The following is an 18,797-nucleotide window of genomic DNA, read 5'->3' as shown; positions in this document are numbered from 1 at the left end:
ATTCCTCCTCGGGCCTCGTGCCCTTTGCATTTCAGTCAGGATCAATCCACGGATTGGCAGGATTGCAGGTCGTAGAAACGGAAGTCCGGCAGTGCGTCGCTCTCCAGCGACTTGGCCGGGGTGAAGGTAATGCGGCGCGTCTCGCCCGCCGCCAGATCGAAGGCATTGTCGGAATACTTGCCGTCGGTGTCGGTCTCGATCATCACGAAGAGCGCCAGTCCCTTGGCGGTGACGTTGAGGCAGACGGAGCCATCCTCCTCGACATATTCGTGCGTCACCATCAGGCCTGCCGGCTCCAGCTCCAAGGCCTTGTAGGTGCCGTGGACATAGTGCCCCTCGCCGCCCATGCCGTTCGACGCCGTGAAGCGCCAGGCAAGCAATGTACCCGTCGGTAGATCCGCCACGTCCATGGTTGCGGCGGTAACTGCCGCATCAGGCGTGCAGACCGCCTGAACATCCTTCAGGTGCTTGCGCTCGCCCTTCATGTCGAGCACCGAGATCGACAGATCGACGCTGACTTCGGCCAGCGTGTCGTTGACCAGCGAAAAGCGGATCGTCTTGCTGTCCTCATCGGGAATCGCCGCCACAGCGACCGGCTGGAAGAAGCGCTTGACGAGATAGTGCATCGCCTTCCAGCGACCGCCGTAATCAAGGCTCGACCAAGAGGCAACCGGCCATGTGTCGTTGAGCTGCCAGTAGATCGTGCCCATGCAATGCGGCTTCAGCGAGCGCCAGTATTCCACCGCCGTCTTGATTGCGATACCCTGCTGGATCTGGCTGAGATAGACGAAGTTCGGGAAATCCTTCGGGAAGCGGAAGTAGCGGAACATCGTCCCGGCAATGCGCTCATTGCCGCCGGCATTCTTCTGGTGCAGCTCCATGACCGGCGACGCGACGTTCATATCCTTGGCGTCGGCATAGGTCTTGATGACGGGCAGCGACGTATAGGACTGGAAGCCGAACTCCGAGCAGAAGCGCGGGCGCACCGTGCGATAGTTGTCGAACGACTTGTTCTCGTGCCAGACCGACCAGTAGTGCATGTCGCCGGAACCGTCGGCATGCCAGGCATCGCCGAAATCGAGATAGCCGGACGCCGGGCTCGACGGCCACCAGATCGCGTCCGGCGCCGCCTTCTTCATCGCCTGCTCGATCGTCCGGTTGAGGCGGTCGTAGGAAACGAGGTAGCGGTCGCGGTCCTTCCGTGATTCCTCGAACCAGGTCAGTGCGCCGACGAGCTCGTTGTCACCGCACCACAGCGCGATCGACGGATGCGAGTTCAGGCGGCGGACCTGATAGTCGACCTCGAGCGTGACGTTGTCGAGGAAGTCCTCGGTTGAGGGATAAAGATTGCAGGCGAACATGAAGTCCTGCCAGATCATCAGGCCGAGCCGATCGCACAGATCGTAGAAATGGTCGTGCTCGTAAAAGCCGCCGCCCCAGACGCGGATCATGTTCATGTTGGCGGCCTTGGCCGACTGCAGCAGATCCTTGCTCTTCTCAGGGCTCGACAGCGAGAAAAGCGCGTCGGCCGGGATCCAGTTGGCACCGCGGCAGAAGATTTCGCGGCCGTTGACCTTCAACGCGAAACGGCTGCCGGCAGCATCGGGTGTCGTGATGAGTTCGACCGTGCGAAGGCCGATGTGCTTGGTCACCGCATCCGTCGGCAAATCGACCGTCAGTGCATATAGCGCCTGCTCGCCGCTGCCCGCCGGCCACCAGAGCCGCGGCTTGTCGATTTCGAAGACATGATTGACCACCGTCTCGCCGGCACCAACGCCGACGTCGAGACGAACGCGCTCACCATCGAGCGAGAAATGGACCGGCACGATGCCGGGGTTCTTGGCAAACAACGTCGCGCTGACCTGCAGATCCACGGAACCGTTGAGATTGTGCACCTGCCGCGTCGTGACGTGCTCGATGCGAGCCGTCTCGAGCTTGCGCAACGCGATCGTGCCATAGAGCCCAAGGGGGGCAATCGCGATGTTCCAGTCCCAGCCGAAATGGCACTGTGGCTTGCGCAGCATGTTGCCGTTGGGGATAGGCGAATTGCCTGTCGAATAGGGAATATAGAAGGGCTGCCTAGCCTGCCGGTCGGCGCCGGCCGCAATGCTCGAATGCAGGACGACGCGAATAACATTGTCGCCGGCCTTCAACTGGCCGCCGACGTCAGGTCGATAGCGCCGAAAGCTGTTATCTGCGAGCAGAACCGGCGAGCCGTTGATGAAGACGGCAGCCACCGTATCGAGATAGTCGATGTCGAGATACCAGTCGCCATCCGGCTCCGACAGCGTGAAGCTACGCTCGAGCACCCAGTCGCGATGCGCCACCCACTGAACGACTTCCTCGTTGCGGCCGAAAAATGGATCGGGAATGAGCTCGGCGGCATGCAGGGCCGTGTGCACATCGCCCGGCAGCTTAATCGATGTCGTGACTTCGCCATCGGCTGAAGTGAGCGTCCACGATCCTGATAGGTCGAGGTTAAACCCATTTGTCGGCAAGAATGTCATAGTATTATCCCGATCGGGCCGCGCTTGGGAATGCCCGCACCCGCGAGCCGCAGCCGAACTTGGTGGCCAGGTGGCCGATTAGACGAACGGGCGGAACCGAAGCTCCGCCCGCATTGCGGTTTCTAAAGGCGAAGCTCGGTCTCGGCATCGAAGATCGACGCCAGCGACATGTCGAAGCCGAGCTTGACAGCCGAGCCCGGGCTGAAGCGGCGTGCGCCATTGATGCGCACCGACATCGTGTGGCCGGCATGCTTCAGCCAGAGCAGGTTATCGGCGCCCATCGGTTCCTCAATGTCGACGGTTGCATCGTGAACCTCAGCACCGAGATTCTCGTTGACCTTCACATGCTCCGGACGAACGCCGAGGATGACCTTGCGCCCGGCCTGCAGCACTTCGGGCGTTTCATAGTCTGCGACAGAGAAATTCACGCCGTTGGCAGTGAAGAACGTCTGGTCGCCCTGCTTGGCGATCTCGCCGTGCAGGAAATTCATCGACGGCGATCCAATGAAGCCGGCAACGAAGAGATTGCGTGGCTTGTTGTAGATCGTCGTCGGATCGGCGAGTTGCTGGATGATGCCGCTCTTCATGATCGCGATGCGGTCGGCCAAGGTCAGCGCTTCGATCTGGTCGTGCGTGACGTAGATCATCGTATTGTTCAGCGACTGGTGCAGACGCTTGATTTCGACACGCAGTTCCGAGCGCAGCTTGGCGTCGAGGTTCGACAGCGGTTCGTCGAACAGGAACACGTCCACATCGCGCACCAGGGCGCGGCCGATCGCGACGCGCTGGCGTTGGCCGCCCGAAAGCTCGGCCGGCTTGCGCTTCAGGAGCGGCTGGATCTGCAGGATCTCGGCGGCACGCGCAACGCGCTTGTCGATTTCCTGCTGCGGCACCTTGGCAACCTGAAGACCGAAGGACAGGTTTTTCTCGACGCTCATCTGCGGATAGAGCGCGTAGGACTGGAACACCATACCGATGCCGCGGTCCTTGGGCTCCTCCCAGGTGACATTCTTGCCCTTAATGAAGATCTGACCGTCCGACGCATCGAGCAGACCGGCGATGCAGTTCAGCAAAGTGGACTTGCCGCAGCCTGAAGAGCCGAGCAGTACGAGGAATTCGCCGTTGTTGATTTCGAGATTGAGGTCTTTGAGCACGCTGACCGCGCCGAAATTCAACGAAAGATCTCTGATGGAAACGCTCGAATTCATGGATCAGCCTTTCACTGCGCCGGCGGCGATGCCACGGACGAAAAGTCGTCCCGACACGAAATAGACAACGAGCGGCACCAGACCCGTGAGGATAGTTGCGGCCATATTGACGTTGTATTCCTTCACGCCTTGGACAGAATTGACGATGTTGTTGAGCTGCACGGTCATTGGATAGGTGTCAGGCCTTGTGAAGACGACACCGAACAGGAAGTCGTTCCAGATACCGGTGACCTGCAGGATCATGGCGACGACGAAGATCGGCAGCGACATGGGCAGCATGATCTTGAAGAAGATCTGCCAGAAGCCTGCCCCGTCGATACGCGCAGCCTTGAAAAGTTCCTGCGGCAGCGACGCGAAGTAGTTGCGGAACAGCAGCGTCAGGATCGGCATGCCGAAGATGCTGTGCACGACAATCAGCCCCGTCAGCGTTCCGTAGATGCCGATCTCGCGCAGCACGATGACGATCGGATAGATCATGACCTGATAGGGAATGAATGCACCGACGACGAGGATCGAGAAGAAGAGTTCTGATCCCTTGAATCGCCAGTTGGCGAGCGCGTAGCCGTTGACAGAGGCAATGGCGATCGAGACGATCACCGAAGGAACCGTGATGCGCACCGAATTCCAGAAGCCGCGCGAGAGGCCATCGCAGTTGAGACCCGTGCAGGCGGTCGCCCACGCCTTTACCCAGGGCTCGAAGGTGATTTCGAGCGGCGGTGCGAAGATGTTGCCAAGCCGGATTTCCGGCATGCCCTTCAGCGACGTCACGATCATCACGTAGAGCGGAAGCAGGTAATAGGCCGCGGCGACGAAAAGCGTGCCGTAGAGCATGATGTTGCGCGGAGAGATCACCCGCTTCGGCTTCGGGCCGCTAGGGCCGGAGACGGACTTGTCGGAGATGCGACCATCGGCAGTCTTGAGAGCAATAGCATCAGGCACGTTTACGCCCTCCGAATTCCAGATAGGCCCAGGGAATGATGATGATCGCAACGGTGATCAGCATCATGGTCGAGGCAGCAAAGCCCTGCCCCAGATTCTGAGCCTGGAACATGTAGTCGTAGACGTATTTCGCGGGCACCTCCGACGCGATGCCGGGACCGCCGCTGGTCTGCGCCACCACGAGGTCATAGACCTTGACGATGCCGCTGGCGATGATGACGAGCGTCGTGATGAAGACAGGCCGCATCATCGGAATGACGATGAAGAGATAGGTCTTCCACATCGGGATGCCGTCGACGCGCGCAGCCTTCCAGATGTCTTCATCAATACCGCGCAGACCGGCGAGCATCAGGCACATGACAAGACCCGTGCCTTGCCAGAGGGCGGCAATCAGGATGCCGTAGATGACGATACTTGGCGTATAGAGCGGGTCAAAGGTGAAGCTCGTCCAGCCGAGCGAGCGCACCACCGACTGGACGCCGAATTCGGGGTTGAGCACCCACTGCCACACAAGGCCCGTCACGATGAAGGACAGGGCGAACGGATAGAGAAAGATCGTCCGGAACGTATTCTCGAACCGGATCTTCTGATCCATCAGCGCCGCCAGCACGAAACCGATCACCAGGCTGAAGATAAGAGAGAGAACGCCGTAGACAGCGAGGTTCTCGATGGAGACGATCCAGCGCGGAGCAGCCCAAAGGCGCTTGTATTGATCGAAACCGACGAAGCTCAACCGCGGAAGGAGCTTCGAGTTGGTGAATGAATAGAACACCGTCCAGACCGTGCCGCCGAGAAAGATAACAAGGGCGGTAAGGATCATGGGGATGGATGCAATCTTCGAATTCAGATTGCGCAGTAGCTGACTTGGCCGGCCTGCTTTCGCTTGACCCGTCATTGTAATTCCTCCTGAATCGCAATTCCTCTGTGATCCAGAGCGGCGAACCGTCTGCCGGTCGCCTCCTCTTCTCACTCCCGTACCGAGACCGGACGATCGCGCATCAGCGCGTGTCAGTCGCGAGCGCTGCCGCCACCCGGATCACGATGGGAGTTCCGGGCAAATCCGGCTCCGTCAGACGGAGCCGGATCGCAACAGCATCGGAATGCAACGATCAGTCGGCAGAAGCGATGATTTCAGCGAAGCGCTTCTGAGCAGCTTCCGGCGTCATCGACGGATTTGCGAAGAACTCGGAGAAGAGGTCTTCCTTCTGCTTCTGGCTGTCCGCCGACAGAAGCTGGTCCGTGCCTTCGATCACATTGCCCTTGGCCAGGATGTCGAGACCTTTCTTCATGCAGTCGTTGGCGGCTGCAAGGTCAACGTCACCGCGAACCGGCAGCGAGCCCTTCTTCAGGTTGAAGGCAACCTGCGTCTTGGGATCGAGAAGCGTCTTGGCGAGGACATCCTGCGCCTTCGACTTGGCTTCATCCTTAAGCAGCGGGAAATAGAAGGCATCACCACCGGTGGAGATGATTTCATTCACGCCGAGGCCCGGAAGGCAGGTGTAGTCGGTACCGGCTTTCTGGCCGGCCAGCTGGAACTCGCCCTGTGCCCAGTCACCCATGATCTGGCCACCGGCCTTGCCTGTGATGACGAGGTTGGTTGCCTGGTTCCAGTCCTGGACGTTGCTGCCCTTCGACATCTTGCGAGCGTCGTCGGCAGCCTTGAAGACCTTGGCGATCTCCGGACCAGCGGCAGCTTCCGCGTCCTTCTCCTTGAACACCTTGTAGAACGTCTCCTTGCCGGCGATGGCAACCATCAGCACGTCGAACGCGCCGGCAGCCTGCCACGGCTGACCGCCAACGGCGAGCGGAACGATGCCGGCCTTCTCAAGCGCCGGAGCAGCAGCGACGAATTCGTCCCAGTTCTTCGGCACTTCGACGCCGGCCTTCTTGAAGGCTGCATTCGAAAGCCACAGCCACTGCCAGGAGTGAATGTTGACTGGAGCGCAATAGATCTTGCCGTCGATCGTGCAGGAATCGAGCAGGCTCGACGGACGAATAATGTCCTTCCAGTGCTCGGCGGTGGCGACGTCGGTCAGGTCGCGCATCAGACCAGCCTGGACCAGTTCCTCCGCCTGGCGGCCATGGTTGAACTGCGTCGCACCCATCGGGTCACCGCCGGTGATGCGGCTGATCATGATCGGACGCGCAGTACCGCCGGAGCCGGCGATTGCACCGTCGACCCACTTGTTGCCGGTCGCATCGAATGCCTTTGCGAGCTCCGCCACGGCAGCAGCTTCGCCGCCCGATGTCCACCAATGGGTGACTTCAAGATCGGTCGCGCTGGCCGCACCGAGCGGCAGCACTACGGAAGCGGCAAGTGCAGCCGCCATCAAACGAAAATTCATGAGTTCTCCTCCCTCACTGAAACGTTGCCGGAAAAACTTAGTTCAATCGATATTTGGGTGCAACAGCTCGCCTCCAAAATTTTCTTTTCGAGGGGCATTTGCTACCAATGACTGTTGATATGCTTGTATTTTCAACACCGTGGCGCCATTCTAGCCAACAGATTGAGCACTTGCACGCCAATACTAGCATATTGATATAGATATGTTTTATTGCCATATTAGGCCTGCGAAACCAAGATTTCTGTTCGCAACCGCAAAAAATCCGAGCAAAATCGACATATGCAATCATCGCGAGTAGTGGCCGCAACGCCATGATAGAAAGCCCTCGACATTTCTACTGTATCGTTACAGATTTTGCTCCTTACGGGAGGAGCGGCGATTGCGTTCTTTATGCTTACAGCGCTTCGAAAAGACTCTATAAGCGGGACCAAAACGCGCAGGACGGCCTAGAGGGATGGAAAACAAAGCGAATTTTGCAGGAGTGGCCTCCGAGGCAACTCGAGAGCGGCCGACACTGAAAACGATTGCCTTCATGACCGGGCTCGGCGTGACGACGGTGTCGCGCGCCCTCAAGGATGCCCCTGACATCGGCGCGGAAACCAAGGAACGGGTTCGCATGGTCGCCCGCCAGCTCGGCTATCAGCCCAACAGGGCCGGCGTGCGCCTACGAACCGGCAAGACCAACGTCATTGCGCTGGTCCTCAGCATCGATGAAGAAATCATGGGCTTCAGCAGCCAAATGGTGTTCGGCATCTCGGAAGTGCTGACGGGCACGCCCTATCACATCGTCGTCACGCCGCATTCCCACAGCAAGGATCCGATGCTGCCGGTGCGCTACATCCTGGAAACGGGATCGGCGGACGGCGTCATCATCTCCCGCATTGAGCCCGACGATGCGCGGGTCCGGCTGCTCGCCGAACACAACATGCCCTTTGCGACGCACGGGCGCACCGATGCCGGCCTTACCCACCCCTTTCACGACTTCGACAACGAGGCGTTCGCCCATCAGGCCGTCGAGAAGCTGGTCGGCAAAGGCCGCAAGCGCATTGCCCTTCTCCAGCCTCCAAGCAAGCTCACATACTACACGCACATGCGCATCGGATTTCAGACGGGACTGCATGACTACGGCGCCGAGGAAGTGCCGTTGCGCGTCACGATCGACAACCCGCTGGAGGAAATCCGCAATGCCGTCGAGGTGATGATGCGCGCGCCGAATGCGCCGGATGGAATCGTTTGCTCCGCCGGAAGTGCCGCCATCGCCGTCAACGCCGGTATAGAGGCCGCTGGCAAGCGGCTTGGCCGGGATGTCGACATGGTCTCCAAGGAATCGGCGCCGATCCTCAACTGGATCCGTCCCGAGATCATCACCGCCTATGAGGACGTCCGCCACGCCGGGCGGGAGATGGCGAAGGCGGTTATCGCCCGCATCGACGGCATCGAACCGGAGTTGCTGCAAAGCATCAGCCAGCCCGTTTGGTCGCGGAAAGTCAAGTAGACCATCGCCATCACCGCGCCACCTCAATCCGATGGCGGCAGAGGTACAAGCAGTCACAGCGGAGACGCACTGGATATGACTACGGCACTGCTGATCATCGACGTTCAAAACGCCATTCTCGCGGGAAAATGCAGCCCCGAGCGTCAACCCATCATCGATGCGGCACTGAATGAAACGGTTTCACGGCTCCAGTCGCTTCGTGCCGAGGCCCATCGCCAGGGGGCACCGGTCGTGCTCGTCCAGCACGACGGCGATCCCGGTCACCGCCTGGCGGTTGGCACTGACGGCTGGGCCATCCGGCCGGAACTGTCTCCTGCCGAAGGCGATACCGTTGTTCACAAGAAGAGCTCGGACTCGTTTTTCGAAACGGATCTTGCCGACCGATTGGCGGAACGCAACGTGACCCATCTGATCGTCGGCGGCTGTATGACGCAATTCTGTGTCGACACAACGGTCAGGCGTGCAGTGTCGCTGGGTTATGATGTCACGCTGGTTGGCGACGGCCATACGACGGCCGATTCTGATACGCTGAACTTCGCCGATATCGTCGCGCATCACAATGAAACGCTCGACGATTTCGATGCCGGCAGTGCCCGCATCCTGGTTCGCCCGATGGCGGATATTCGCTTCTGAAGCGACACTTTTCAGGTCCGAGACCAGCCGGGCGTACCCGGCTGGCTTCATCAAGCCGTTTTAGAACGTTGAAGCACCACTGCCCCACGGGCCGTGGTGGAAGTCCTTGCCGTCGAGGCGATCGAAGCCATGCGCGCCGAAGAAATCGCGCTGCGCCTGGATCAGGTTGGCGGTGCCGCGGCCCTGGCGATAGGCATCGAAGTAGGTCAGAGCCGAGGTGAGCGCCGGAACCGGCAGACCGGCCTGCAGGGCTGCACCAACCACGCGGCGCAGCGCCGGCAAAGATTCCTTGACCATCTCGGAGAAAGCCGGCGTTACGATTAGGTTGGCCGCATCCGGAGCCTTGGTGAAGGCAGAGGTGATTTCGTCGAGGAACTGCGAGCGGATGATGCAGCCGGCACGCCAGATCTTGGCGATGACAGGCATCGGCAGCGACCAGTTGAACTCGCGCGAGGCTTCCGCCATGACGGCGAAGCCCTGTGCATAGGCGCCGATCTTGGCCGCAAACAGCGCCAGTTCCAGATCCTTGTTGAGTTCCGGACCGTAAGCGATCGGGAACTTGTATTCCGGCTTGCCGAAGATCTTTTCGGCCGCCTCTCGCTCGGTCTTCATCGACGACAGGCTGCGGGCGGCAACGGCGGCTTCGATCGCGGTTGCCGGGATGCCCATGTTCTGGGCTTCGATCGCCGACCACTTGCCGGTGCCCTTCTGGCCAGCCTTGTCGAGGATCATGTCAACCATGGAACCGCCGGAAACCGGATCGGTCGCCGCCAAGACCTTTTCGGAGATCTCGATCAGATAGGAGTTCAGGCGGCCCTTGTTCCACTCGCCGAAGATCTTGCTGATCTCCTGCGAGTTCTTGCTAAGACCGTCGCGCAGGATGCCGTAGATTTCGGCAATCATCTGCATGTCGGCATATTCGATGCCGTTGTGGATCGTCTTGACGAAGTGGCCGGCACCGTCATTGCCGAGCCAGGCAACGCAAGGGTCGTCGTTGTACTTGGCGGCAATCGAGGTCAGCACCTTCTCAACGCGCTTCCAGGAGTCCTCGGTGCCGCCGACCATGATCGAAGGACCATGACGTGCCCCTTCCTCGCCGCCCGAGACACCCATGCCGATGAAGGTCAGGTCGGTGTTCTTCAGGCGGTCGAAGCGGGCGATTGTGTCGCGGAAGTTGGCGTTGCCGGCATCGATCATGATGTCGCCCTTGGACAGATACGGGCGCAACAGTTCCATCTGCTGATCGACGGCCTCGCCGGCCTTAATCATGATGATGATCGGACGCGGCGGGCGGATCGCTTCGACGAACTCTTCGATCGTCTTGCAGGGAATGATCTGCTTTTTCAGATCGCCGGCGCTCTCGTAGAATTCATCCGTTTTCTCAGGAGTGCGGTTGAAGACGGCAATCTTGTTGCCTTTTTCCGCAATGTTGAGCGCCAGGTTGGAACCCATGACGGCAAGGCCGATGAGCCCGATTTCTGCCTTTTCCACGATACACCTCCGATGAGTCATTTTGGACCGGTGTTGTGGCACTCTCTGGCTCAAACGGCAAGTTCGATTCGGCTTCGAATCGGCCTCGTATTGCCCGCATTACAAACTAAGCCATATTCTCTCTTAGACGCAGGGGGAAGAAGATTGATGGGCCGTACAGCACGACAGGAGGCCGCCTTTCTGGCCGCACGCGCGGGCCTTTACAGGGAGCACGCGCCCTCACCTGTGCTTGAGGCGCATTTTTGCTGCCTGTGGTCGCACGATATCCATGATGGCCCCAATCGCAGAATTGCGATCGTTCCGGACGGTTACTGCGACATCGTCTGGATGGGTGGCAGGCTTCTGGTCGCCGGGCCGGACCGTAGCAGTGCCTTCCCGTCCCTCGCCAGCGGCGAGAAGATAGTGGGCGCGCGCTTTGCCCCGGGTGCGGCGGCTGAATGGCTCAAAGTGCAGCTCTGCGACATCGTCGGCCAATCTATTCCTCTGGACGATTTCTGGGGAGCGGCGGCGCTGAGATTGAATGAATTGCTAGGTGCCTGCGCCCATTCGGACGAACGGCTGTCGCAGTTAGAAACAGCACTTGAGAAGGAGGTCGCCAAACGTGCGGCGCCGGCAAGGGACATGGCCTCGGTATTTGCGCGGGCAAGTGACATTTCGCCGTGCAGGAACGTCACCGATCTGATGCTCGACGACCTCTCCATCGGCGTGCGCCAGCTTCGCCGCCGTTGCTACACCCATTTCGGCTACGGACCGAAGACGCTCGCCCGAATTCGCCGGTTTCAGGGCATGCTCAGCCTTTGCCGCAGCAAGAAGGCCCTCCCGCTCGCAGCGCTGGCAGTGGCGGCCGGCTACTCCGATCAGGCGCATATGACCCGCGATGCACGCGAAATTTCCACGCTGACGCCCATGCAGCTTCAGCAGCAGATAGCCGGCTGAGCGTCCGTTTTCTTCAATACGAAGCCGACTGTTCTGCTATCTCCATTTCGAGCAACACAGGAATCGCCATGTCTACGATGCCCGCAAGGATCATCCACCGCTCCATCGACCGGAATTGGCGCGACGTCTATGCTTTTGCCGCCGCACCTGAAAACATGCCGCTCTGGGCGTCCGGACTTGCCTCAGGGCTGGAGCGGAGCGGCGATGACTGGATTGCCACCGGCGCGCTCGGCACGGTGAAGGTCAGTTTCGTCCCGCACAACGAGTTCGGCGTCATCGACCATACAGTGACGATCGAGAGCGGGCTGCGGGTCTACAACGCGCTGCGGATCGTACCGAACGGCGATGGTTGCGAGATCATGTTCACGCTGTTGCGCATCCCGGGCATGACGGACGAACAGTTCGAAGCAGATGCCGCCCATATCGCGAAAGATCTGGCGGCATTGAAGGTATTGATGGAAGCATAGGAGGCGATCGTGGCTGCAGCAGTGGACAACCGACGCATTGACTACGTCGAATTCAACGTCGGCAATATAGAAGCCTCTAAGGCATTCTACGGCAAGGCTTTCGGCTGGTCCTTTACCGACTACGGCCCACAATACTGCGAATTCGATGACGGGAGGCTCAAGGGCGGCTTTACGACGCTGGGCACGCCGCGCACCGGCGGACCTCTCGTCATCCTCTACGCAGACGATCTTGAAGCCGCCCTTTCAAGCGTGGAACGTGCCGGTGGATCCATAGTGAAGCCAATCACCGGGTTCCCTGGCGGACGCCGGTTTCACTTCAGTGATCCGGATGGATATGAGCTTGCCGTTTGGACGAAGAACTGATCAAACGATAACGGTCGACGCCTTCGCTCCTGTATGCTGCAGGATGATCAGGGCCCCGATCACACTTCCTGAAGAATCCCGCAATGGCGACATGCGGCAGCGAACCGTCTTTACGGCGTCGCCGTCGCCGCGCTCGTAAGCGTAGTCGCTCCCGCGCCCGGCAAAACAAGCGTCGAGCCTTGCCTTCGCGCCCTCGTGAAAGCGCTTCTCACCAATAAACTCGATCAGGTGGCGACCGATCATATCGATCGGCTTCCTGCGGAGATAGGTCGAGTTGACGGTGTTGGAATAGAGATAGCGATAATCCCTTGTCAGCACCGCGACACGGTCCGGCATGGCATCAAGGATTGCAGCGTTCAAGAAGTTGCCATTGTCAACATTCGGCGTAAACGCAAGGGGGGCAGCCACAGGCCGCCGCTCGACGGGCGGCATCCGCCAGCGGGGCGCTGCGCCGCCGAAATACTTTTCCATGAGCTCGGAAAGCAGTGCGACATAACCGCGGACCGACTCGCTGTCCTCGGCATACTGGTCGATAAGGCAGCCGACGAACTCGAGCTGCGTATGAACTTCGAGAATATTCACGGCTGGGTATCCGAGGATTGCGTCGACAAGAGGCTCGATTGAGCAATCGAGCATGTTCACACGCGCATCATCGCCTGCAGCAATTGCAGCATCGATCTGCGCACAACACAATGAGAACGCCCGAAAAAGCCCTAGCAAGACGCCTCCAATGCATTCCCTAAGAGAATGCGACCGAGAGATCGGCTGAGCTTTGCGTTACGGAAGTTGAAACCGCCGACGCCTAGCCACTCGCCTTGATGGCAATCGGTAACATGACGCACGTTCATATTCAATGAACGCACGCCCCTGTTTTTCAATGATAAGATGTAAGGATGGGGTAGCGTTTACTTCAGCACGTCGTGTTTTATCTTCCAGCGGTCGTGATACCAGAGCCACTGTTCGGGATACTCCCGCACCCAGCTTTCCACCTTGTCGTTCAGGAGTTGCGCCGTCGCGACCATATCGAGATTACCGTTGGCATCTCGAGGCATCTCAAGCTTCGGCTCGATTTCCAGGCGATAGCGATTGCCCGGAAGCCGGATGCAGCGTGCCGGATAGACCTCGCAATTGAATTGACGGACAAGCTTTCCCAGCAATGGGTTGGTTTTGACATCGAGCCCGAAGAACTTCGTCTTCAGGCCCTTGCGGAACTTCTGGTCGACCAGGACACCAACGCCCTGCCCGGCTTCCAGCTGCCGCGCCAAGGCAAACGACGAGCCGGCATGAGACGGCACCAGCCTGCCCATGCGCGCGCTGCGAAAATCGAAGACTCTCTGCGCGACATAGGGGTTGTTCGGCGGGCGGAATAGCACAGACACATGGAGACCAAACGCCGCGCCAGCCACTGGCAGCAGCTCGAAATTGCCCGTGTGCGCTGTGAAAACGATAAATGGGCGCGGATTTTCGAGCAGATCGATAAAAATCGGTATGCCGGAAACCTCGACCCGGCCCGGTTCCTCGCGTTCATAATCGAAATCGAATAGGCGGTCGAGAAACACATACTCAGCGGCGAGACGTCCCATATTCCCCCAGCTCGCCAACGCAATCTCCTGGATCTCCGCCTCGCTTTTCTCAGGAAAAGCATTGCGAAGGTTGGTGAGCATCAGCCGGTGGCGCCTTACGCGCGGGCCGAGCTTTCGCATCAGCCGATCCGCAAAATTGACCGCACCGTCAGCTGGAAACAGCTTTAGGAGGTTCAGGAAACCAAACATCATCTGCGCGATCAACCACTGGCGAAAGTGGTTGATCGCAAGGACGATCCGAGTGATGAAGAGCTTCAAGGGCTCAATCCATCTTGAGGATGATCTTGCCGAAGATCTGGCGCGATTCCATCCGCTCCAATGCGCGATCGATATCGTCGAATCCGACTTCAGTGTCGATGACAGGATGGACCAGTCCGCGCCCCATCTTCTGCATGGCATCAGCCATGTTCTCCATGCGGCAACCAAAGGAGCCAAGCAGCTTCAGCTGTTGCTGGAAGAGCATCATGAGGTTCATCTCTGTCGAGACACCCGATGTCGAACCACAGGTGACGAGGCGACCGCCGCGCTTCATGCAGAGCATCGAACCTGCCCATGTGTCCTTGCCGACGTGCTCGAAAACGACATCGACGCCCTTCTTCTTGGTGAGCTTGCGGACAACACCCTCGAAGCGGTCGATGCGATAGTTGATAACGTGATCGGCGCCGAGCGCCTTGGCCTTCTCGATCTTGTCGTCGGAGCCGACAGTCGTGATGACGGTGCAGCCGATCTTTTTGGCCAGCTGGATCGCCGCCGTGCCGATGCCGGAACCGCCCGCATGAACTAGGATGGTCTCGCCGGGCTCAAGCTTCGCATTGTCAAACAGCATGTGCTCGACCGTTCCAAAGGTTACGGGAGCAAGTGCGGCGCCAATCGCGTCGACGCCGGGAGGGGCCGGAACGAGCAGGCGCGCCGGCAGGTTCACCTTCTCCTGCGCGAAGCCATCAAGATGGAAACCGTGAACGCCGGACACATGTTCGCAGAGATTATCGCGCCCTTCACGGCATGGACGGCAGAGGCCGCAGGTGCGCGCACCGTAGATCGAGACCAGCTGACCAGGCAGCACGTTGGCAACGCCCGGTCCGATCGATTCGACAACGCCCGAAGCCTCGGCGCCGATGACGAGCGGCATCTTGCGCTTTGCAAAAGCCATGCCGCGCCAGCCCCAGACGTCGATGTGATTGAGAGCGACCGCCTTGACACGCAGCGTAACCTCGCCTGCGCCCGGGGCCTCGGGTTCCGGCAGGTCGGTGATCTCAAGCTTGCGATCGTCAATTAGCTGCAAAGCGCGCATGGCAAAGTCCTTCGCCGCGAGGGCGTTCTATCTCGATGTTTTGTCGGAACCGCTTAAGCCGGTTCGAGCGCCATGACAAGGCTGGCGTTCTGCCCGCCGAAGCCGAAGGAATTGGAAAGCACGGCACTGACCTGGCTCTCCCGCTTCTTGTTCGGCACCACGTCGATAACGATCGAGGGATCGGGGTTGGTGTAGTTGATCGTCGGTGGCAGCGTGCCGGTCAGCATCGTCTGCAGCGAGAACACCGCTTCCACCGCGCCGGCGGCCGTCAGCGTGTGGCCGATCATCGATTTGTTCGACGACAATGGAATGGATGCCATCCGCTCGCCGAACACGGCCAGCATGGAGGCATATTCCATCTTGTCGTTCTCAGGCGTCGAGGTGCCGTGGGCGTTGATGTAGCCAATATCGCCCTCTCCCATGCCGGCATCGGCCAACGCGGCCCGGATCGTCGCGATCGCCGGTCCGCCATCCGGAGATGAACGGGTACGATGGAAGGAGTCAGCCTTTTCGCCAGCGCCCTTCATGATGCCGAGAACTTTCGCGCCCCGCGCAACAGCCGCCTCGAGCGATTCCAGCACCAGGGTAGCGGCACCTTCGGCGATAACGAAGCCGTCGCGATCCTTGCTGAACGGCTTGGAGGCCTTGGTCGGCGGATCGTTCTGTGTGGAGAGAGCCGAAAGCAGCGAGAAGCGGATGAGTGCCTCTGCGCTTACCGAGCCGTCGGTCGCCACAGCAAGCGCCCGCGACGTGCGGCCCTGGCGGATTGCTTCGATGCCGAGCTGGATCGCAGTCGCGCCCGATGCGCAGGCGGTCGATAGCGTCACCGGCAGGCCGCGCGTGCCGAAGCGATCAGCAAGGCGTTCGGATATTGCACCAAACAGCGATGCCTCGTGGAAAGCAGCATCCGGCCGCTGGCGCATGGCAGCGAGGAACCGGTCATAGGCGTCTCCGGCGTGGTCGGCCGGCGGCGAACGGTCTGCGAGTTCGAAACGCGCACTCCATTCCGGTTCGATCGGCGGCGCAGCCAGGAACAGCGGTCCATCAAAATCACTGCTGATGCCAGCATCGGCGAGCGCTTCGATCGTGGTTTCCCGGGCGAACGCATAGGAGCGTTCGACGGCGTTTGCGACCGGAACGTCGATGAAATCGACGGTGCCAGCGATGCGGGTCGAAAGCCCCTCGGTCGGAAAGCGATTGATCGCATGAATGCCTGAGGTACCGGCCGTCAGTGCCGACCAGTTGTCCTTCAGGCCCTGCCCCAGCGAGGTAATGATACCGACACCCGTCACTGCGACGATCGGGCGGCCGAGGTGATCCTTGTAAGCCGAATCTTTCATTTGCACACTCCTCACGCTTCCGCGGAAAGAACCGCGACGCCTTCGCCGCGCTGGTGACCGACTGTCGTAACGATGGCTGCCTTGGTCGCGGCGCCCATCGGCCTTTCGTGGATCGGGTCGAAGACCGGGACCTTTGCCTTACTGTCCACCGCCAATGCCGCCAGCGCCAGACCGAGCGTGAAATGCGCCTCAAGTCCATGGCCGGTCACACCGCCGAAACCGCGGATAGCCGCGCCTGGCAGATGACGTTCGAGAACGGCCTTTTCGCGCCCCGCCAAGTCGGGAATGCCTGTCGAGCCGGAGAAGATCGCCGTGCTTTCCGGCGAAACGTCGACTGCGGCTTCCAGCAATCGCTCGAGGCGCTTCTCGAGACTGCCGGGATTGCGATTGCCGCGATCGCCTTCGATGGAGGACATCGACGCGTAGATATGCGCGCCGCGTGCCTCAGCATGGGCGCGCGACTCCAGAACGAGGAATGCGCCGAGGGAACCGGAAATGACACCGCCCTGATCGCGCGACCAGAGCGGCTGCCATTCGTTGCGGCTGTGGACGTTGATCGCTTCGAACAAGAGCACCATGTCCAGACGCTCCGCCGAGAAGGCTCCGCCAACCAGGGCATGCGTCGATTCACCCGACTTGATGCGATAGAAGGCCGTTTCAACCGCAGAAATGCCAGCAGATTCCTCACCCATGAAGGTTCGCGAAGAGCCCGTTACCTTGTGGACGATGGAAATGTTGCCGGCAAGCAGGTTGGACAGCTGCGCCAGAAAGAGCGTCGGACGGAGCTCCGTCGTCAGCTTCTCGTTCAGGAGAACCTCACGGTCGTTGCGCTTCAGGCCCTCGTCGACGATCAGCGTATCGACGTTGATGTCGCGCTCGCCGCCGCCAGCCGCGACGATCATATCCATGGAGCCGCAGGCTTCCGCATCGTCCTTGAAGCCGGCGTCGTCGAGGGCAAGGCCGGCTGCGAAAACACCGATGCGCTGCCAGTTTTCCATCTGCCGTTGATCGCCTCGTTTGGCGATCTGCTGCGACCAGTCGATCTCCGGAAGCGGATGAACCGGATACGGCTTGAACTTCTCAAGCTCGACCACTGTCTGCGGCGCACCTTCGGCATTGAGCAGCGCGATATGCGGCTCCTTGCCGACGCCCTGACACGTTACAATGCCGACGCCCGTGATCACGACATCATTGTGAGCCTTGCTCATCCATTCACTCCCTGCGCAGCGATCGCATCCATCAGGCCAACTTCGCCGGCCCGCTTCTTGACGATATCCCCGAGCGGAACCTCGCTGAAAGGCAGGGTCCGCAGCTTCAGCTGCGCGTCGCAAACCTTCTTGCCGCCGCTTGTGATCTTCGCCTTGGTTACCGCAAATCCAGAGCCGTCGTGCTCGAGAAATGCCTCGATATCCAGCACCGCCTCCGGTTCGACGAAGGTACGCATCTTGGCGCCGTCGACGGACATCAGGAACGGCATTGCAGCAAAATCAGTTGCCGCCAGCACGAGCATGCCGGATGCCTGCGCCATCGTTTCGATCAGCAGCACGCCGGGAACCAGCGGCATACCGGGAAAATGACCTTCGAAGACCGGGCTTTTCGCCGGCACGATCGAGCGTGCCTTGAGCGTCCCGTTATGAAGGTCGACCGCCTCGATGCGGTCAATCATCTGGAAGTATTCCAGTAGCATCGAATCCTCCGGCCACAAGGGCACCTCGCCCTGAGGCTAGACCTACTTAGGAACGAAACCGCCCGGCCGCCATGGTTAACAGCGGCAGGGCGGAGAAAAAGATGACGATGTCAATCAGGCCTTGGCGGCGCGCAACTCGTCGATCTTGGCACAGAGGTTCTTCAAAACGAAATATTCTTCCGTGGAAACCTTGCCTTCGTTGACTTCCTGCGTCCACTTCTCGAGCGGGATCTTGATGCCGAATTCCTTGTCGATCGCAAAGACGATATCGAGGAAGTCGAGGCTGTCGATACCGAGGTCGTCAATCGTATGGCTCTCCGGCTTGATCGTATCACGATCGATCTCGCTGGTTTCTGCAATGATGTCGGCAACTTTATCGAATGTAGCGGTCACGCCTTTACCTCTTGAAATGACGATTTGACCCTCCTCATAGGCAAATCCATTTCAAAAAGCCAATGCTTTCCGCCGTCTCGGCACGCAATTTGCAGGACCAGTGTTGCCTAAACAGCAAA

Annotated in this window: 18 protein-coding genes; 5 read left to right on the top strand and 13 right to left on the bottom strand. The window is 59.7% G+C overall.

Annotated features, from left to right (window positions below):
• Positions 1 to 41: 41 nt before the first annotated feature.
• From FHX09_RS17775 to FHX09_RS17755, 5 genes are all read right to left on the bottom strand, one after another.
• On the bottom strand, positions 42 to 2,507 hold the full coding sequence (locus FHX09_RS17775; RefSeq protein WP_184450477.1) for a glycoside hydrolase family 2 protein: 2,466 nt from the start codon (positions 2,505 to 2,507) through the stop codon (positions 42 to 44).
• Between the two features lie 122 nt (positions 2,508 to 2,629).
• A complete protein-coding gene (locus FHX09_RS17770; protein WP_007788333.1) occupies positions 2,630 to 3,715 on the bottom strand; it encodes an ABC transporter ATP-binding protein in 1,086 nt (361 codons plus the stop codon).
• Positions 3,716 to 3,718: 3 nt separating this feature from the next.
• A complete protein-coding gene (locus FHX09_RS17765) occupies positions 3,719 to 4,654 on the bottom strand; it encodes a carbohydrate ABC transporter permease (protein ID WP_132592876.1) in 936 nt (311 codons plus the stop codon).
• Positions 4,647 to 5,549: a sugar ABC transporter permease gene (locus tag FHX09_RS17760; protein WP_007788335.1), complete on the bottom strand. Its 903-nt coding sequence runs from the start codon at positions 5,547 to 5,549 to the stop codon at positions 4,647 to 4,649. The genes FHX09_RS17765 and FHX09_RS17760 overlap by 8 nt, the downstream gene beginning before the upstream one ends.
• A gap of 214 nt (positions 5,550 to 5,763) precedes the next feature.
• The gene (locus FHX09_RS17755) at positions 5,764 to 6,999 is read right to left on the bottom strand and encodes an ABC transporter substrate-binding protein (RefSeq protein WP_007788337.1); all 1,236 of its coding nucleotides are present in this window, start codon (positions 6,997 to 6,999) and stop codon (positions 5,764 to 5,766) included.
• A gap of 454 nt (positions 7,000 to 7,453) precedes the next feature.
• On the opposite strand from FHX09_RS17755, the gene FHX09_RS17750 reads away from it, so the two are divergent.
• Both FHX09_RS17750 and FHX09_RS17745 read left to right on the top strand, forming a co-directional pair.
• Complete coding sequence (locus FHX09_RS17750) at positions 7,454 to 8,494, top strand: LacI family transcriptional regulator (protein WP_132592874.1); 1,041 nt, start codon at positions 7,454 to 7,456, stop codon at positions 8,492 to 8,494.
• 75 nt (positions 8,495 to 8,569) lie between these two features.
• Positions 8,570 to 9,127 carry a cysteine hydrolase family protein gene (locus tag FHX09_RS17745; RefSeq protein ID WP_007788341.1) on the top strand — a complete coding sequence of 186 codons (558 nt, stop codon included), beginning with the start codon at positions 8,570 to 8,572 and terminating at the stop codon, positions 9,125 to 9,127.
• 60 nt (positions 9,128 to 9,187) lie between these two features.
• Here the strand turns inward: FHX09_RS17745 and gndA are convergent, their stop codons facing one another.
• Positions 9,188 to 10,639 carry an NADP-dependent phosphogluconate dehydrogenase gene (gndA, locus tag FHX09_RS17740; RefSeq protein ID WP_184450476.1) on the bottom strand — a complete coding sequence of 484 codons (1,452 nt, stop codon included), beginning with the start codon at positions 10,637 to 10,639 and terminating at the stop codon, positions 9,188 to 9,190.
• A 126-nt stretch (positions 10,640 to 10,765) separates the two neighbouring features.
• Between gndA and FHX09_RS17735 the strand changes: the two genes are divergently transcribed.
• From FHX09_RS17735 to FHX09_RS17725, 3 genes are all read left to right on the top strand, one after another.
• The gene (locus FHX09_RS17735) at positions 10,766 to 11,554 is read left to right on the top strand and encodes a helix-turn-helix domain-containing protein (protein ID WP_132592870.1); all 789 of its coding nucleotides are present in this window, start codon (positions 10,766 to 10,768) and stop codon (positions 11,552 to 11,554) included.
• 68 nt (positions 11,555 to 11,622) lie between these two features.
• Entirely contained in the window at positions 11,623 to 12,021 is a 399-nt protein-coding gene (locus tag FHX09_RS17730) for a hypothetical protein (RefSeq protein WP_007788348.1), read from the top strand.
• A 9-nt stretch (positions 12,022 to 12,030) separates the two neighbouring features.
• Entirely contained in the window at positions 12,031 to 12,384 is a 354-nt protein-coding gene (locus tag FHX09_RS17725) for a VOC family protein (protein ID WP_007788350.1), read from the top strand.
• On the opposite strand, the gene FHX09_RS17720 is transcribed toward FHX09_RS17725, so the two are convergent.
• From FHX09_RS17720 to FHX09_RS17690, 7 genes are all read right to left on the bottom strand, one after another.
• Positions 12,385 to 13,104, bottom strand: coding sequence for a PAS domain-containing protein (locus FHX09_RS17720; protein WP_007788353.1), 720 nt, complete (start codon positions 13,102 to 13,104; stop codon positions 12,385 to 12,387). It lies immediately after the preceding gene.
• Positions 13,105 to 13,289: 185 nt separating this feature from the next.
• The gene (locus FHX09_RS17715) at positions 13,290 to 14,225 is read right to left on the bottom strand and encodes a lipid A biosynthesis lauroyl acyltransferase (RefSeq protein ID WP_184450474.1); all 936 of its coding nucleotides are present in this window, start codon (positions 14,223 to 14,225) and stop codon (positions 13,290 to 13,292) included.
• A gap of 4 nt (positions 14,226 to 14,229) precedes the next feature.
• Positions 14,230 to 15,258, bottom strand: a complete 1,029-nt coding sequence (locus FHX09_RS17710; protein WP_132592866.1) for a zinc-binding dehydrogenase — start codon at positions 15,256 to 15,258, stop codon at positions 14,230 to 14,232.
• Positions 15,259 to 15,311: 53 nt separating this feature from the next.
• Complete coding sequence (locus FHX09_RS17705; RefSeq protein WP_183721632.1) at positions 15,312 to 16,598, bottom strand: beta-ketoacyl-ACP synthase; 1,287 nt, start codon at positions 16,596 to 16,598, stop codon at positions 15,312 to 15,314.
• An 11-nt stretch (positions 16,599 to 16,609) separates the two neighbouring features.
• Positions 16,610 to 17,806, bottom strand: coding sequence for a beta-ketoacyl-ACP synthase (locus FHX09_RS17700; RefSeq protein ID WP_132592862.1), 1,197 nt, complete (start codon positions 17,804 to 17,806; stop codon positions 16,610 to 16,612).
• Complete coding sequence (locus tag FHX09_RS17695) at positions 17,803 to 18,285, bottom strand: 3-hydroxyacyl-ACP dehydratase FabZ family protein (RefSeq protein WP_007788358.1); 483 nt, start codon at positions 18,283 to 18,285, stop codon at positions 17,803 to 17,805. The genes FHX09_RS17700 and FHX09_RS17695 overlap by 4 nt, the downstream gene beginning before the upstream one ends.
• 114 nt (positions 18,286 to 18,399) lie before the next feature.
• Positions 18,400 to 18,678 carry an acyl carrier protein gene (locus FHX09_RS17690; RefSeq protein ID WP_007533215.1) on the bottom strand — a complete coding sequence of 93 codons (279 nt, stop codon included), beginning with the start codon at positions 18,676 to 18,678 and terminating at the stop codon, positions 18,400 to 18,402.
• Between the last annotated feature and the right edge of the window lie 119 nt (positions 18,679 to 18,797).

It is taken from the genome of Rhizobium sp. BK538 (assembly GCF_014197575.1).
Lineage (GTDB): Bacteria > Pseudomonadota > Alphaproteobacteria > Rhizobiales > Rhizobiaceae > Rhizobium.
Note: the sequence above shows the minus strand (reverse complement) of the source record. Positions and strands in the feature narration are given on the sequence as shown.

Excerpts from the sequence above, each read along its gene's own strand:
- FHX09_RS17710 (WP_132592866.1), bottom strand. The coding sequence starts at position 15,258 with ATGCGCGCTTTGCAGCTAATTGACGATCGCAAGCTTGAGATCACCGAC.
- FHX09_RS17735 (WP_132592870.1), top strand. The coding sequence starts at position 10,766 with ATGGGCCGTACAGCACGACAGGAGGCCGCCTTTCTGGCCGCACGCGCG.
- FHX09_RS17745 (WP_007788341.1), top strand. The coding sequence starts at position 8,570 with ATGACTACGGCACTGCTGATCATCGACGTTCAAAACGCCATTCTCGCG.
- FHX09_RS17770 (WP_007788333.1), bottom strand. The coding sequence starts at position 3,715 with ATGAATTCGAGCGTTTCCATCAGAGATCTTTCGTTGAATTTCGGCGCG.
- FHX09_RS17705 (WP_183721632.1), bottom strand. The coding sequence starts at position 16,598 with ATGAAAGATTCGGCTTACAAGGATCACCTCGGCCGCCCGATCGTCGCA.
- FHX09_RS17695 (WP_007788358.1), bottom strand. The coding sequence starts at position 18,285 with ATGCTACTGGAATACTTCCAGATGATTGACCGCATCGAGGCGGTCGAC.
- FHX09_RS17750 (WP_132592874.1), top strand. The coding sequence starts at position 7,454 with ATGGAAAACAAAGCGAATTTTGCAGGAGTGGCCTCCGAGGCAACTCGA.
- FHX09_RS17755 (WP_007788337.1), bottom strand. The coding sequence starts at position 6,999 with ATGAATTTTCGTTTGATGGCGGCTGCACTTGCCGCTTCCGTAGTGCTG.
- FHX09_RS17775 (WP_184450477.1), bottom strand. The coding sequence starts at position 2,507 with ATGACATTCTTGCCGACAAATGGGTTTAACCTCGACCTATCAGGATCG.
- FHX09_RS17760 (WP_007788335.1), bottom strand. The coding sequence starts at position 5,549 with ATGACGGGTCAAGCGAAAGCAGGCCGGCCAAGTCAGCTACTGCGCAAT.
- FHX09_RS17700 (WP_132592862.1), bottom strand. The coding sequence starts at position 17,806 with ATGAGCAAGGCTCACAATGATGTCGTGATCACGGGCGTCGGCATTGTA.
- FHX09_RS17730 (WP_007788348.1), top strand. The coding sequence starts at position 11,623 with ATGTCTACGATGCCCGCAAGGATCATCCACCGCTCCATCGACCGGAAT.
- gndA (WP_184450476.1), bottom strand. The coding sequence starts at position 10,639 with ATGACTCATCGGAGGTGTATCGTGGAAAAGGCAGAAATCGGGCTCATC.